Here is a 14,018-nt window from a genome sequence, read left to right on the forward strand (position 1 = left end):
TTATTTCAGTGACCTTGTCATTTTATTCCACAAACGGGCGCGATTGTTGAATAAGCTTCACTTTTCTTATTCAACTAACGGGTGCTTTACTTGAAGATCATTGAGTTGCGTTTGCAGCTCTTTTTTTCGTTATTGAACTAACGAGGCAGGTTAGTTTAAGAAAGAATTTGTTCTTTTCTAAAAAATTCTGTTGAGATTTCATGTTAAAATATTTATATATTTCCAATTAAAGGGAGCGGTGGACTCATTGAGTAAAAATGCGAAATTACTTTATTGTATTTTGGGAAGTGCTGTACTAGCTTTATTAAATAGTTCTATGCTTAGTTACGCTAGACTTGGAATGTTCCCAGGTGGTTATGGAGGAAATATATTTGGAGAATTGATAGTTCTAATTGCAAATATATTATCTTTGATTGGGTTTATACTTTTAATATTATTTTCTCTTATCTTAATAATAAATAATATAAATTTAAAAGAAAATAAATAGTTTGCAATCGAATATTCAACTAACGGTTGCTTTACTTGAAGATCACGGAGCTGTTCAGACAGCTCTTTTTTTATTCAACTAACGGGGCAGTTTAGTTGAAGAAGGAAAATGTAATTAGGTTTGACTGGGAAAATTGTCGATGATATTAAAAAAGACACCGAAGTGTCTTATGTTTTTCAAATTAGCATACCTATAAATTGAAATTTAATTACTTAACATTATGTTTATCTTGGGAGCGAGGTATTTTATCGGTGAGTGTATACAAACCATGTAATGCTTGCTGTTAATAATGCTGACGAAATCAAAGCTGTAAGAACACTATATGTTTGCCAAATAAGTATCGTTGACCAATCGAAAGCACAGCACAGTATACCCAGGGCAATCGTAGCGATCAGGAAAATAACTGTTACGATTATTCTCTTTTTTGTCATTGGCTGCCGCTCATTCGTTTTCCTTCTGCGTAATCCTAAGAGAAATAGCAGAACGGCCAATAGGCAAAGAATAATAGTGATAGACGACAAAATGATATCCAAAAGCTGTGTGCCGCTTATTTCATATGACTGAGTTAGATTGCCGTCTAATATATCTTTAACTTTTAGTACCAGGTTTATATTGGTATTTGCGCCGTTGCTCAGCAAGCAGACGGCTGTTCGTTCATTTAGCAGTATGGCTACTTCGGTTCTGAAATTTGGATTGCCCCCAGTGTGTTCTATAATCGTTTGTTCGGCGTTTACCGACCAGCCTGCCGCATAATACATATCGTTGACAGCCGAAACAGACATATCACCCCTATGTGATTTTTCGATAACCGTGTGAAATATTTTGGGTATGTCCTGCACGATACCCATCTGTATGCCCATCCAACGCGCCATATCTTTTGTATTAGAAATGATGTAGCCTGCGGGTTTATTTCCAGCATATTCCGGAGCTTTAAATGGAGTTGTCATAAAAAAGGAAGAACGGTAGCCCTGTGCCAACTGTCCAGTGGCTTGAGCATCTTCTTTATAAACATACGTCTGGTGAAGACCTAACGGCTGAAATACCTGTTCCCTCATAAAGTCTTCATAGCTTTGTCGCGACACAATCTCAATAACCAAACCCAATACGTCATAATTAACGGTTCCATAGTTATACTGTTTACCGGGAGGGAACGCTAATTCAGCATCTACGAGCATTTCCACAGTCTTTTGCAACATATCCGGTGTATGGCCTTGTGGAATATTTTGAGTATGCCTAATATTTGTTAGACCACTGGTATGGTGAAGAAAGTTATTTAGTGTAAGGCTTTGCATATCAACAGGTTTCCCTTGATACTTTAACGTAAACCAAGGTAAATATTTTTGGACAGGGTCAGTCATTGAGAGCAGCCCTTGCTCTTCCAACAGCATAATACCTATTCCGGTAAAAGCTTTACTGACCGAGGCTAACTCATAGAGTGTATTTTCACTTGCAGACAAACCCTTTTCACGGTCTGCATACCCTGAAGAAAAGTAGAATACTTCATCATCAGCAAGTATTGAGATTGACATTCCCGGCACACCTGATATACGACAGGCATCATCTAGCAACGCTTGTATTGCCGCAGATTTCGAATCTGACAACGCAAAACTTTTTGTTGCGAATCCTGAGAATAATATAAATATCGTTAATACAAAAACAATAATCTTTTTCATAAATTCTCCTTTTTGAAAAATTATAAGAGAATAATATAAATAACCTACTTTTACAACTACTAAACTAAATTTTAATTTATCTTTCTATTCACTTATATAATATCAAGTATTTGTGAAGAGTTACACTTAAACGAACATGCGTTAGTTCAATAAGAAGTAAACAACTTTATTATTCATTTTTAAGTATTATATAAACAGATGGATGTAATTTGAAACAACTTTAAAGAGCCTTGCTACGTAGAATGTAGTAAGGCTCTTAGCTTTTAATAATCAAAATTCAATAACTTTATTATCATTATACAGCTGGATATATAGTACATACAAATTTGGTGATAATTTGGGATTATTGCTGTTAGTTCGAAAAGAAGACAATGTTCTTATTGGGCACGCTGGTCTTGTTCCACAAGTAATTGAAAATGAAGAGGAAATAGGGTATTGGATCGCTCGAGATTATTGGGGACAAGGGTATGCAACAGAAGCACCGATTGCACTTTGGAAATATGGAAAAGAACATCTAAATAAACATAGATTTATCGCTTTAATTCAGCCTGAGAATATCGTTTCGCAAAAAGTAGCTAAAAATATAGGAATGGTAATGGAGAAGAAAATAATATTAGGAGGGAAAAGCGTAAACGTATTTTCAATATCATAACAATGTCTTATTGAAATAACTGTCCCATCATTACTGTAGTTCTCCTAATATTTATTACAGATAATACCCTTCTAAAGTGGGGGCTTCTAATAGTTGGAATAGTTCTAGTTCAAAACTTCAGGTGAGCGTTAATTTATTTATTAGAAGTGATTTATTGTTGGAAATAATATAACAATTAAAATTTGTGAAGGATTTCACTTAAACTAACGGGGGCTTTACTTAAAGATTATTGAGTTCATAGACGGCTCTTTATTCTTGTTCAACTAAAGATTCAGGTTAGTTGAAGAAGGAAAATCGTTAGAATGGATTGAATGAAAACCCATAAAAGAGGTGAAGCAATGTTTGTTTATAAATATAAAAGGTTAATTGAGGATTTTGTTAATGAAGTAATTCGTGTTGAGGATTTTGAACGTGACTATCTATATACATTTAAAAACGAGACAGAAAGTATGGATGCGTTTTTCGAAATCTTAAACGGAGTTTTTGAAGCAGTTGATTGTTATTATAATGATTGTCTTCCTGGACAAGAAACTGCCTTTGAAATATCCGAACAACAACTGAGAAAAGAAGTAAGTGAAGCGTTGGTTAAAATAAATAGTTTATCGAATATTCTTTAATTTTATTCAACAAACGGGGGCGGTAATTAAAGATCATGAGTTGCATATGCAGCTCTTTTTTCTTTATTAAACTATAGGGGCAGGATAATTAATAACAAAAATAATTAGAGGCTATTTCGTTTGAAGCAGAAATATTAATTTAATGGTGTATTTAAATGCAATCTTTTTATGTACTTGAACAATATATTGTAACAAGAAACAAGAAACAAGAAACAAGAAACAAGTATTATAAAGTGTACTTAAAAGAAGATGAACTGTGGTTTGGAAAAATGGGTGGACAATTATATGGTATGAAACAGTTACATACGAAGTCATTAATAATTGAAATGATGTTTACTTTGGTAAAATTTATTTGGATTACCCCAAGAGGTCGGAAAAAAGAACTTAAATTTGATGAAATCACAGAACGTGAGCAATTTTTAGCAGAAAGAGGTTCCTATATTGTTGCTTTGGAACAGTTACCTGAAGTAGGAAAGGCTATTTGAATCATAAATTGAATAAATAATAATTGAGGTATGTAGATGTATAACTTTGAAAATGAAATTAAACAAATAAAAAATAAACAATTAGACGATTTTTTTGGTAATGACTACTTTCATGATGGATTCATTCTTTCCATAGATTGGATTGGTGGAAATTCTGTAAGGATGAAATTCTCCTGCGAAAGAGAGTGGGGAGAGCAGTCTTGTAAAGGCAATTGGATAGATCATTATGTAAACGAAGTTTTCCATTATAATGTTTATTTTAAGAATTGTATTTATTTAAACATGGAGATAAATGATTTCCCAATTGAATATATAAATGGGAGATTTAAGAAAAGTGCTAAGTTAGAACTTATCAATAAAGAAAGCGACAATTCGAATTATCATTTAAGAATGCAAACTGCTTGTGGAGGCTATATCGATATTATTTTTAGTGACTTTACAATTCAAAAATTAAAAGGTGAAATTCCAACTTTTGAATATCGTCCATTAAATAATTTCAAGAGTATTTCCAACCGCTTCGATCCCACTTTAGATATTTCAGAAATTCGTGAAATAAGTATAGATGAAAATAATATTAAAAGAGGCTGGGCTATTATTCATCTATATAATTTAAATGATAGATTTGCAAATGAAGCAGCATTAAAAGCATTGGATTCTGAAGAAGACGATGAAAAAATTGCTGCGATATTTGTTTTAGGTCAAATTAGTGAAGTTGAAATAATTACTAAATTGTTTACGTTATGGACAATTACTGAATACCCGATTATGAAGAGGGGTATTTTGGATGCAATAGAAAAAATTATGGTAAGGAACAATTAGAATAATGCTATTCAACTAACGGGGGCTTTAGTAGAAAATCTTGGAGCTGTATATTTGAAATAGAGTCGCGATATTTTTCCCCTTTGGATATGGTTATCTAAAGGGGCTTTTTTATAATGAATGGAAAGAGCATCTGAACTAAAAGGTGGATTAATGAATTGTTAATTGAAAATAAATTATTCCGTTAAAGGGACAGTTTGTTGAATAAAGAAGAAAAGTTATTAAGCAATCGAGAAGAAATCTTTAGGAGACATTTGTGATAAAATTAGGAAAAAGGTGGTATGAGATATGAAAATCCATAGAATAGATCATGTGGGTATAATCGTCAATGATCTTCCTGCCGCGAAAGCGTTTTTTCTTGACTTTGGCCTTGAAATGCTTGGGGAAGGAAAAGTGGAAGGCGAGTGGGTGGAGCGGATGGAGCGGTTAATAGGGCTTCAAGACGTAAAAGAGGAAGTTGAAATGTTGCGAACGCCAGAAGATGACGCAAATATAGAACTAGTAGTGTTGCGAACGCCAGAAGGTGAGGCAAATATAGAACTAGTAAAATTTCACACGCCATCAGATGAAAATAGCATACAGCGTCCTTTAGCAAATACTCTGGGTATCCGGCATATTGCCTTTGCTGTTGAAGATATTGAAGCCCTTTTTACCAAATTGACAAAGATGGGCGCAGAACTTATTGGTGAGATACAAAACTACGAAAATGCTTATAAATTATGCTACGTTCGTGGGCCAGAAGGAATTATTTTGGAGCTGGCTGAGGAAATCAAATAAAATATCCAATCTTTTTATCAAGACAGCAATTATACCGTTTTATAAAAAGTTGAATGTTTATTCAGCCGACTATTCAAACCGTTTTTTGAGGGACTTCTATGAGTTTCACTCAAACTTTTAATAAAAACACAATCTGCATTTACAAATGAAGAATCCATTTGGATCAATCTTTTTTCAAAATGGATTCTTTGTATTTGTAGTAAAATGTGTATTCACGGAACATTTTGGAACAAACTTTATTTCAAAGCTACAGGAGCTGTTCAGACAGCTCTTTTTTTATTCAACTAACGAGGCAGGTTAGTTGAACAAAAGAAATGATGTATCGGAATGGATGAAATGTTACAGTTAATAAAAAATAATACACTGTGATTAAAGGGGAACTTAATCAATGGGATGGTTAATCATTATCGTAATTGCATATCTGCCAATTGTTTATCGAATTCATAAACGTCTAGATTATTTAGAGAAAGAGGTCAAAAGATTAAATGGAGAGAACGATGTTTTTTAACTAACTAGGCAGTTTAGTTCAATAAGGGTATGCAGGGAATTCAATTAACAAGGGAGAATATTATTCGTGGAGAAAATAGGGAATGGAGAATCAGACGATGATCATGCAGGATGTATTAAAGCAGATTATTAAAGATGATATTACTCCTTTATTTAAGGCTAAAGGTTTTAAAAAGAAAGGAAATAATTTCGCAAAGATATTCTCGGATTTTGCTTGGACTGTAAATATCCAATCTTCTAAGTGGAATACGAAAGAAGATGTTGAGTTTACTTTTAATACTGGAATTTTTACTGATAAATTGTTTGGACCATTTTATAAAGAGAAACCACCAAAATTTCCAACAGAAGTTGATTCTGTTCTTAGACTTCGCATTTCTGAGTTAAAAAATGAACCAGATACTTGGTATAAAATTGGTCTTTCAAGCGATTTAGATGAAGTTAAAAGAGAAGTCCAAAGTGACTTACAAAATGTAATTTTTCCACACTTTGATAAATTCCAAACAATTGAAGAGGTGATCCAAGGGATGAAAAGAAAGGAAGAACAGGGCTGGTACGAATGCCCTCACTTCCTAACAATTCTATATAAAACATATGGTTATAATAATGAAGCCCAAAATAGAATAAATAAAGAATATGCTGAATCCGAGCTGGATTCGCAAAAAGAATTTACCAAAGAACTCGCTGAATATTTAGGGTTAATGGTAAAGTGATTTCACTAAATGGAAAGTCTTGTTAAGCTAACGGGGTGCTTTAGTAGAAGCTCTTGGAGCTGTTCAGACAGCTCTTTTTTTATTCAACTAACGGGGCAGTTTAGTTGAAGAAGGAGAAAGATGAAAGTATATATAAGAAAAATAAAAAATAGTTTAATGTGTTATAATTGTAAATATATTCTTTGTATAGTAAATTGTACCGTTAAATGGAGAATAGCAATTGCTTAAAATAAGGGGATATTAAATAATTGGTATATAACTAAACAGTAGTTTGGTATGGGATCAATCCTATTTACAATAGATAAGAGGAGTGAAGGGAATGCAAGAAAATTTAAAAATTGCTTGGATAGCTTCGTGGTTTTCACTTGTGGGGCAGTTAGCAATTTTCATAGGAGTAGCTATATTCACAACAAATTTGCGGTTTGTAATGTGGAGTTTTATGGTGAGTATGATTGTAGGGGTTCCTAGTATGATTAATACTTGGCGAGCACAGAAAAAAGCGAACAGCAATAAAAAGAACTAAGTTGTCTTTTAAGACGACCTTTTTTATTGAACTAACGGAGTGGGTTAGTTGAATAAGCCATAAAAAAGAAAACAATTTGCTTTAGTTAAAAAAGAGCAGTTACATACGAAAAAAGACGTAATTAGGGCTGAGGTATAAAATGATAAGAAATAAAATTGCACTCATTAGTTCAATGGTTATTCTAGTTATATGTATGTATTTAAATTTCCCATTTCCTTACAACGTAATGTTAGAAGCAAGCTTTACCTTCATGTCATTTCCAATCCGCAATCAAGATGGATATATTGTACTTGGTATAATTGGCTCCGTTTTGTTTATAATCGCTATGATTTTACTTGTCATTGGCATGAAGAAATATCACTTTCGTACATTAGTAATAGTTGTAATAATATATGCAATTTTACCGAAACTTCTCATTACGATATACCAAGAAACTTTAGCAAGTGGCATCATGGCAATTTCATACGATGGGAATGGCAAGTGCGATTTTGAGAATGTGGAAGAAGACTTATTAAATGGGGAATGTAATCTTTTATTACATAATAGAAGCAATGAAGATGTGTCATTTGATTTAGAATTTTTAGATTCCTATTCCATGGAAGATGAAGTGCGTATGGAGTCACTTATGAATTTAGCTGGTCCATATAGTATTACAATAGAAGCAAAACGTGAAAAGTCTATTAAATTGAAGGAACTACTCGATTTATCAGTTGTTCCAAAACATATTGATGGAGGTACATCGTTTAATATTCATATTAAATTAATTGACGGGGAGACTACACGCACTTTATAGTAGACAGTTTACTTTACTAAATAGAGACCTATTAAAGGGGTGGCATCAGATTTATGCGGATTTGAGCTGTTCAGACAGCTCTTTTTTCTTATTCAACTAAATAACTAAGGGGCAGTTTAGTTTAAAAAAAGAATCTTTTGAAAGTGACAGATTATCAGTGGGAGGAATAAATGGAAGAAAAAAAGTTTGATATTTTAATGTTATTTCAAATAATTTTTGCAATCCTTGTTATGTTAATTAGTATTTACAGTAAGGTTACGGAAAACTACAACTTACTACCATTGATGCTCATACTTCTGAGTATAACATTACTTATAATGGGGTTACGAGAATATAAAAGAACTCAGAGTTTATTGTGGGGTATCTTCATTTTATGCACTTCGTTATACATTTTATTCTCTGCGGTTAAAGGCATTATGATCAATTAAATAGAAGTAATATTGAACTAACGGGTGCTTTACTTGAAGATCATTGAGTTGCATATGCAGCTCTTTTTTCTTTAGGCTGTTTTCGAAAAGTTTGTTGCTATTCAACTAACGGCGCAGGATTGTTGAAGAAAGAATTGAATATTTCTAATAATGATTTATTGAAGAATAAGGAAGTGGAAATAACAATGAACTACATAATAAGATTAGCGAATGAAAACGACTTATCGGGTTTATGTGATATTAGAAATAATAAAGATTTATTCACGAATTATTTAAAGCAATTTGCAAAAAAGGAAGTATATTTGGCAATCGCTGAACAAGACTCACTTATATTTGGTTTTGGAGTTCTTAAATTAAAAGGCACTTTGCTTCCTAAATTAAGTGACCTATATGTAAAAGAGGATTATCGGGGTAATGGTATAGGTTCAGATTTAATTAGGTATAGAGAAAATATTGCAAAGAGTTTAGGTCATTCTGAAATATTTGTAAGTGTTGACCCAATAGAAAATCCCAAAATGATAAAGTTAATTAGCAAACACGGTTACGAACCTATCTCTGACCCATATTTAAAAAATGCCATATTTTTTAATGATGATGGTACGACCTATAATAAAACCTACACAAGAATTGATTTAAAGAAGTTGTTGAACTAACGGTGCAGAATAGTTGAATAGATTAAGTGTTTAAACCCTCTACGTAGTCATATATTCAATGTAAAAAAGGAAGTGTCTATAATGAAAAAGGGTAAAATCACTTTAATCGGAACCATTGTAATTTTATTCGTTGTAACCTTTGTACTGAAATTCAACTATATAAATGAAAGTCGAATAAATAAAAACAAATTTATAACTCGATCCATTAGTTATGGGTCGAGTTTTTTAGTGTGAATATTTTAATGAATGTCAAAATTAAGAGGATATATAAATAACAATAATAATATAATTAAAAACAATACGGATTTATCGCAAAACGATAAATTTTGTGTTAAATTTATAATGTTATTAAATAAGTGAGGTGCTTAATATGAATGTTAAACGAGGTTCAACAACTTTCTTAAAGGTAATTATTTTTCTGGCTGGAATTGCAGTTCTTGCTTTATGTATATTTTTAGTACCCCATATGGCGAATTTCGCATCAAAATTGTATCCAAATATTGCCCCAATGAAATATCTCATTTTCATCGTGATGTATGGATCGGCTGTGCCTTTTTACTTTGCTCTCTATCAGGCTTTTAATCTTTTACGGTACATTGACGAGAACACAGCGTTCTCGGAATTATCTGTAAAGGCGTTAAAGAACATAAAGTGCTGTGCGATTATAATCAGTGGTTTGTATGTATTAGGTTTACCGATCTTCCATTTTATAGCAAATAAAGTTGACCCTCCTATTGGAATAATGGGACTCATCATCATTTTTGCTTCGTTGGTTATCGCCGTTTTTGCTGCTATCCTCCAACGGCTTCTACAAGAAGCGATTAACATAAAATCAGAAAATGATTTGACGGTCTGAGGTGAATAACATGGCGATTATAATCAATATTGATGTGATGTTAGCTAAAAGAAAAATGAGCGTAACAGCACTTTCGGAGAGTGTTGGAATAACAATGGCTAACCTTTCTATATTGAAAAATGGAAAGGCAAAAGCGATCCGATTATCAACTTTAGAGGGGATTTGTAAGGCTTTAGAATGTCAGCCTGGAGATATTTTGGAGTACAAAAGCGACGAAGATACTCAATAAAAACAGACAACTAATTAATTTAACTAACGCGTAACGATAGTTAAATTAACCGCCTTTTCAAAGGGCGGTTTTCTTTTGGGGCAAAAAAACAACATTAAGATTTAACATAGCCAAAAATTAAGTAATATTGATTGTAAATATTTTATTGGTCAGAAGATTACAGAAGTAAATAGGATTTATAATTAATAATTTTTAAACAACCGGTGCAAGAGTTGCTGAACAAACAAGGTTCGGCAGCTCTTTATCTTATTGTAGTAAGACTTATTGACCTATCAGGGCAGAAATTACAAAAGAGGTATTTGTTTTTTTATGTATAATTAGTATATATGTAGGACTATTTAGTTTGTATAGCCGAAACTTAAGGAAGGGGTGACATATTGAAAATGATAGAATTTCAAAATAGCATGCTAATGAGAGGGATTACTTCTTAACTAAGGTTTAATCCTCTCAAAGGCAATGGGAGGAAAAATAAAAGATGATGAATTTAGGAAACATGGTAAGAGGAGTAGCTTCTGATGTAGTCGCTCAGAGTCTCGTTCAATTCTGGGAATATGACGAGGGAACTTTGGAGTTGTGGCGTGCAAGTTCAAACTTTGTATATGCTTTTGAACGTAAACAAGTTCAATATTTTTTGAGAATTAGTTTTGAGCAGGATAAATCTATTGAACAAATAAAAGCTGAGTTAGAGTTTATGCATTATTTACAATTAAATGGATTTCCATCTGTAACACCTATTCAATCAATAAGTGGAGAACTAATTGAAAAACTAAAAACACCAGAAGGAACGTTTATTGCCGTTGTCTTTAGTGCAGCAAACGGAATCAATTTGGATGCCGATACAATTACTGCAAAACAGATGGAGGAATGGGGAAGATCACTTGCCTCACTTCATTTTTTGTCAAAAACTTTTAAGCCAGTGTTTGAAAGAAGAAAGAGTTGGCTGGACACAGTACAATTCATGGAAAGTGTATTTAAAAAACATCCAGGAGAACAAATAGCCCTTCAAGAGCTAAGTAGGGTGACGAATTGGCTTCAAACGTTACCTACTAACAAAGATGTGTTCGGATTGATACACTTTGATTTTCAATTGGATAATATCTTTTTTGAAGAGGATAAGGACCATAGTTTCAATATAATCGACTTTGATGATGCAATATATCACTGGTATGCACTTGATATTGTAACAGCACTTGATGATTTTATTGACGATGACAATCCTCATTCAAAATTACTGATTCAATCTTTTTTGAACGGATATCGTTCCAAAATGGTTTTAGAAAATGATGTAGTGGCTCAATTACCACAGTTTCAAAGATATGCAAACTTATATAAGTTCTCCAAATTATTAAAGTCTTTGGATTATGGTGAAATAAATGAAACGCCATCTTGGTTTGTTGGATTGAGGGGTAAATTAGTTCGAGTTGCAGATGAATTAAGACAAAGCTTTCAAAAACCATGGCAAAAGGATTACATGAAATAAATAAATAAATAAATAAATAAATAAGCCATTCGAAACTTTTGGAGTGGCTTTTACTTTTATCTCATAAATAACTGTACAGCTCGAAAAAAAGGAATTGAGTTCTTTTTAATAAAATGAATTATAAAGTAGAATTATTTTATTTAGTAAATTATGTTAATTTTATTATAGGGATTGTGAAAAGATGTACTTCAACTAACAGGGCAGGTTAGTTGAAGAAGGACATTGCTAATATATGGACGAATTTAAAGGGTAAAATGTGGAAAAGAGGTGACGGAATTGGACTTTATCAATAGATGGGCAAATTCAGAACATGTGAAAATTCATTTTCTTGAAAGTGATGACTACGATAAGCGATTAACCCCTTTAGTGTACGTTCCTGGTGCTTTAAATTATGCAGAACAGTCAGTGGAACTACTGCAAGAATTCGAGTCAAGAAGAAGTATCTCTATAAGTTTACGAGGGCGTGGAAAAAGTGATAAACCTACTTTGGGATATTCCTTTGCAGACCATGTTAAAGATATAGAGGCTGTAATAATGCATAGTCAAGTTCAAAAATATTGTCCAATGGCATACTCGATGGGAGTTCCATATACTCTCAAATTTGCTTCAAATTCATCTGAAATAAAAGGTTTAATTCTTTGTGATTATCCTGCAAAATATCCATCTATACCCGAATCATGGTCAGAAAGAGTTCTTAGAAGTAGTTATACAAATAAACAGACAAAACATGTAGTAGAAGGTATACAGAAAGAATCTCAAAGTATCACCCTGTATAATGAATTAAAACAGATACAAGTGCCTGTGTTAATTATTAAAGGTGGGACTGATGGTTCGCTCTTATCAGAGGTCGAGGCAGAAAAATATAACGATAATCTTCAAAATGTAATTGTGAAGGAAATAGTTGATTCAGGTCATGAACTTTGGGAATCAGAAAAAGAGAGGTTTCTTCAATTAACCAAAGACTTTTTAGTAAGGTTGGATAATTCTTAGTTAAACTAAAGGGGTGCTTTAGTAGAATATCTTAGAGCTGTCAAGACGGCTCTTTTTTTTATTATTCAACTAAAGGAGCAGTTAATTGAATCAGAATAATTATTGATGTCAATGAACAAAATACCTATAAAATAACTAACTAGTAGGTGTTTAAATGAAAAAAATGTTCACATTTATTATCTTTGTTATTTTAACTACAACAACGGCAATAGCGTTTGCTAACCTTCCTACAGATACAAAAGCAACAAGAGAAAATTTGTTAGAAGATGCGGTAATTGACCTTTTACGACCACAGATAGGAAAAGTGATAGAAAACCATTATGGAACAACCTTTGAAATAGGAACTATCTGTGAAAGGATTATTGATATAAAAAAGCTGGACCATCCGGGTTCTTGGCTTTTTCAGACTAAGCTGGAATTTACAACTTTTACAGGAGCTCATAATCCATTAGATGTTTTTACTGTTACGTTAAAAAAAGGTTGGGAATCAAATGACTGGATAATTAAGGGATACAAAGCAAGGAAGTTTGACCTGGAAAAAAAAGATAAATGTAGAAGTCCAGCTTAAGTGTAACTTCCTTCTTTAACTAACGGGTGCTTTAGCGGAATAAGGGGATTTAAAATAATTATATACAGTAAAATCAAGGATTTAGAGTGATTTATAATCAAACTTTAATCTAAATCAACAAGAAGAAGGAAATCGCTTCGTAAAAACTAATAAAACTCCTAAGACACCTACACCTACTCCTACAACAATTAATGCTAAAAGGACAGTCTGATTAAAATCCTGTATTAAAAAAATAAAAGACTACTGTTCGAATTAAATGTTCCACGATATAATGGTGAGAGTTTATTCCTAGTAAATATTTTTATAAGTAGTGAGGTAGTATATGAAAAAAAGAACCACAGACATTATTTTTATCATTATTGGTGCATTTATTTTTGCGTTAGGTGTTAATTTATTTGTTATTCCGAATGAGCTTGGTGAAGGAGGAGTAACAGGTATCACGATTATTACCTATTATTTATTTGAGTGGTCACCAGGTTTAGTCAACTTAATTCTGAATGCATTTTTGTTAATAATCGGTTATAGATTTTTGAGTAAAGTAACAACGATTTATACGATTATTGCTGTAGTTTCTAACTCGCTTTTTCTTCATCTGACAGAAGGCTGGAGTATTCCTTCTAATGAATTGATGGTAAATGCCATTTTTGGAGGAATATTTGTTGGGTGCGGGATTGGCTTAATCATTCGGGTTGGCGGAACAACTGCAGGTACTACCATCTTAGCAAGGATAACACAAAAGTATTTAGGGTGGAGCATTAGCTATGGTCTATT

General features: G+C 32.6%; 18 protein-coding genes. 17 read left to right on the forward strand and 1 reads right to left on the reverse strand.

Features of this window, described 5'->3' with window-relative positions; translation table 11 throughout:
- The first annotated feature begins 247 nt into the window (after positions 1 to 247).
- Positions 248 to 487 carry a hypothetical protein gene (locus tag ACQKM9_RS21205; protein ID WP_427736416.1) on the forward strand — a complete coding sequence of 80 codons (240 nt, stop codon included), beginning with the start codon at positions 248 to 250 and terminating at the stop codon, positions 485 to 487.
- A gap of 245 nt (positions 488 to 732) precedes the next feature.
- Here ACQKM9_RS21205 and ACQKM9_RS21210 read toward each other — a convergent pair whose 3' ends face one another.
- Entirely contained in the window at positions 733 to 2,160 is a 1,428-nt protein-coding gene (locus tag ACQKM9_RS21210; protein WP_427736418.1) for a serine hydrolase domain-containing protein, read from the reverse strand.
- Between the two features lie 307 nt (positions 2,161 to 2,467).
- Here ACQKM9_RS21210 and ACQKM9_RS21215 point away from each other — a divergent pair, with 307 nt between their 5' ends.
- The 16 genes from ACQKM9_RS21215 to ACQKM9_RS21290 all read left to right on the forward strand — a co-directional run.
- Entirely contained in the window at positions 2,468 to 2,812 is a 345-nt protein-coding gene (locus ACQKM9_RS21215) for a GNAT family N-acetyltransferase (protein ID WP_427736443.1), read from the forward strand.
- A 311-nt stretch (positions 2,813 to 3,123) separates the two neighbouring features.
- The gene (locus tag ACQKM9_RS21220) at positions 3,124 to 3,429 is read left to right on the forward strand and encodes a colicin immunity domain-containing protein (RefSeq protein ID WP_427736419.1); all 306 of its coding nucleotides are present in this window, start codon (positions 3,124 to 3,126) and stop codon (positions 3,427 to 3,429) included.
- 155 nt (positions 3,430 to 3,584) lie between these two features.
- A complete protein-coding gene (locus ACQKM9_RS21225) occupies positions 3,585 to 3,914 on the forward strand; it encodes a hypothetical protein (protein WP_427736421.1) in 330 nt (109 codons plus the stop codon).
- Positions 3,915 to 3,950: 36 nt separating this feature from the next.
- On the forward strand, positions 3,951 to 4,733 hold the full coding sequence (locus ACQKM9_RS21230; RefSeq protein WP_427736422.1) for a hypothetical protein: 783 nt from the start codon (positions 3,951 to 3,953) through the stop codon (positions 4,731 to 4,733).
- Between the two features lie 288 nt (positions 4,734 to 5,021).
- Positions 5,022 to 5,510, forward strand: coding sequence for a VOC family protein (locus ACQKM9_RS21235; RefSeq protein WP_427736424.1), 489 nt, complete (start codon positions 5,022 to 5,024; stop codon positions 5,508 to 5,510).
- A 605-nt stretch (positions 5,511 to 6,115) separates the two neighbouring features.
- Positions 6,116 to 6,727 carry a DUF4304 domain-containing protein gene (locus ACQKM9_RS21240; RefSeq protein WP_427736426.1) on the forward strand — a complete coding sequence of 204 codons (612 nt, stop codon included), beginning with the start codon at positions 6,116 to 6,118 and terminating at the stop codon, positions 6,725 to 6,727.
- A gap of 319 nt (positions 6,728 to 7,046) precedes the next feature.
- On the forward strand, positions 7,047 to 7,250 hold the full coding sequence (locus ACQKM9_RS21245) for a hypothetical protein (protein WP_427736427.1): 204 nt from the start codon (positions 7,047 to 7,049) through the stop codon (positions 7,248 to 7,250).
- Positions 7,251 to 7,389: 139 nt separating this feature from the next.
- Positions 7,390 to 8,043, forward strand: a complete 654-nt coding sequence (locus tag ACQKM9_RS21250; RefSeq protein WP_427736429.1) for a hypothetical protein — start codon at positions 7,390 to 7,392, stop codon at positions 8,041 to 8,043.
- A gap of 284 nt (positions 8,044 to 8,327) precedes the next feature.
- Positions 8,328 to 8,471, forward strand: a complete 144-nt coding sequence (locus ACQKM9_RS21255) for a DUF3953 domain-containing protein (RefSeq protein ID WP_427736445.1) — start codon at positions 8,328 to 8,330, stop codon at positions 8,469 to 8,471.
- Between the two features lie 122 nt (positions 8,472 to 8,593).
- Positions 8,594 to 9,124, forward strand: coding sequence for a GNAT family N-acetyltransferase (locus tag ACQKM9_RS21260; protein WP_427736431.1), 531 nt, complete (start codon positions 8,594 to 8,596; stop codon positions 9,122 to 9,124).
- A gap of 370 nt (positions 9,125 to 9,494) precedes the next feature.
- Entirely contained in the window at positions 9,495 to 9,980 is a 486-nt protein-coding gene (locus ACQKM9_RS21265) for a DUF2975 domain-containing protein (protein WP_427736433.1), read from the forward strand.
- A gap of 10 nt (positions 9,981 to 9,990) precedes the next feature.
- On the forward strand, positions 9,991 to 10,209 hold the full coding sequence (locus tag ACQKM9_RS21270; RefSeq protein ID WP_193739768.1) for a helix-turn-helix domain-containing protein: 219 nt from the start codon (positions 9,991 to 9,993) through the stop codon (positions 10,207 to 10,209).
- A 475-nt stretch (positions 10,210 to 10,684) separates the two neighbouring features.
- Positions 10,685 to 11,689 carry a phosphotransferase enzyme family protein gene (locus tag ACQKM9_RS21275; protein WP_427736435.1) on the forward strand — a complete coding sequence of 335 codons (1,005 nt, stop codon included), beginning with the start codon at positions 10,685 to 10,687 and terminating at the stop codon, positions 11,687 to 11,689.
- Between the two features lie 276 nt (positions 11,690 to 11,965).
- Positions 11,966 to 12,679 carry an alpha/beta fold hydrolase gene (locus tag ACQKM9_RS21280; protein ID WP_427736437.1) on the forward strand — a complete coding sequence of 238 codons (714 nt, stop codon included), beginning with the start codon at positions 11,966 to 11,968 and terminating at the stop codon, positions 12,677 to 12,679.
- A 154-nt stretch (positions 12,680 to 12,833) separates the two neighbouring features.
- Complete coding sequence (locus tag ACQKM9_RS21285) at positions 12,834 to 13,247, forward strand: DUF3888 domain-containing protein (protein WP_427736439.1); 414 nt, start codon at positions 12,834 to 12,836, stop codon at positions 13,245 to 13,247.
- A gap of 322 nt (positions 13,248 to 13,569) precedes the next feature.
- Positions 13,570 to 14,018 (forward strand): YitT family protein (locus ACQKM9_RS21290; protein ID WP_427736441.1); only part of this gene is annotated, 449 nt, incomplete at its 3' end.

Source organism: Viridibacillus sp. NPDC093762, from assembly GCF_050279675.1.
In the GTDB taxonomy this organism is placed as follows: domain Bacteria; phylum Bacillota; class Bacilli; order Bacillales_A; family Planococcaceae; genus Viridibacillus.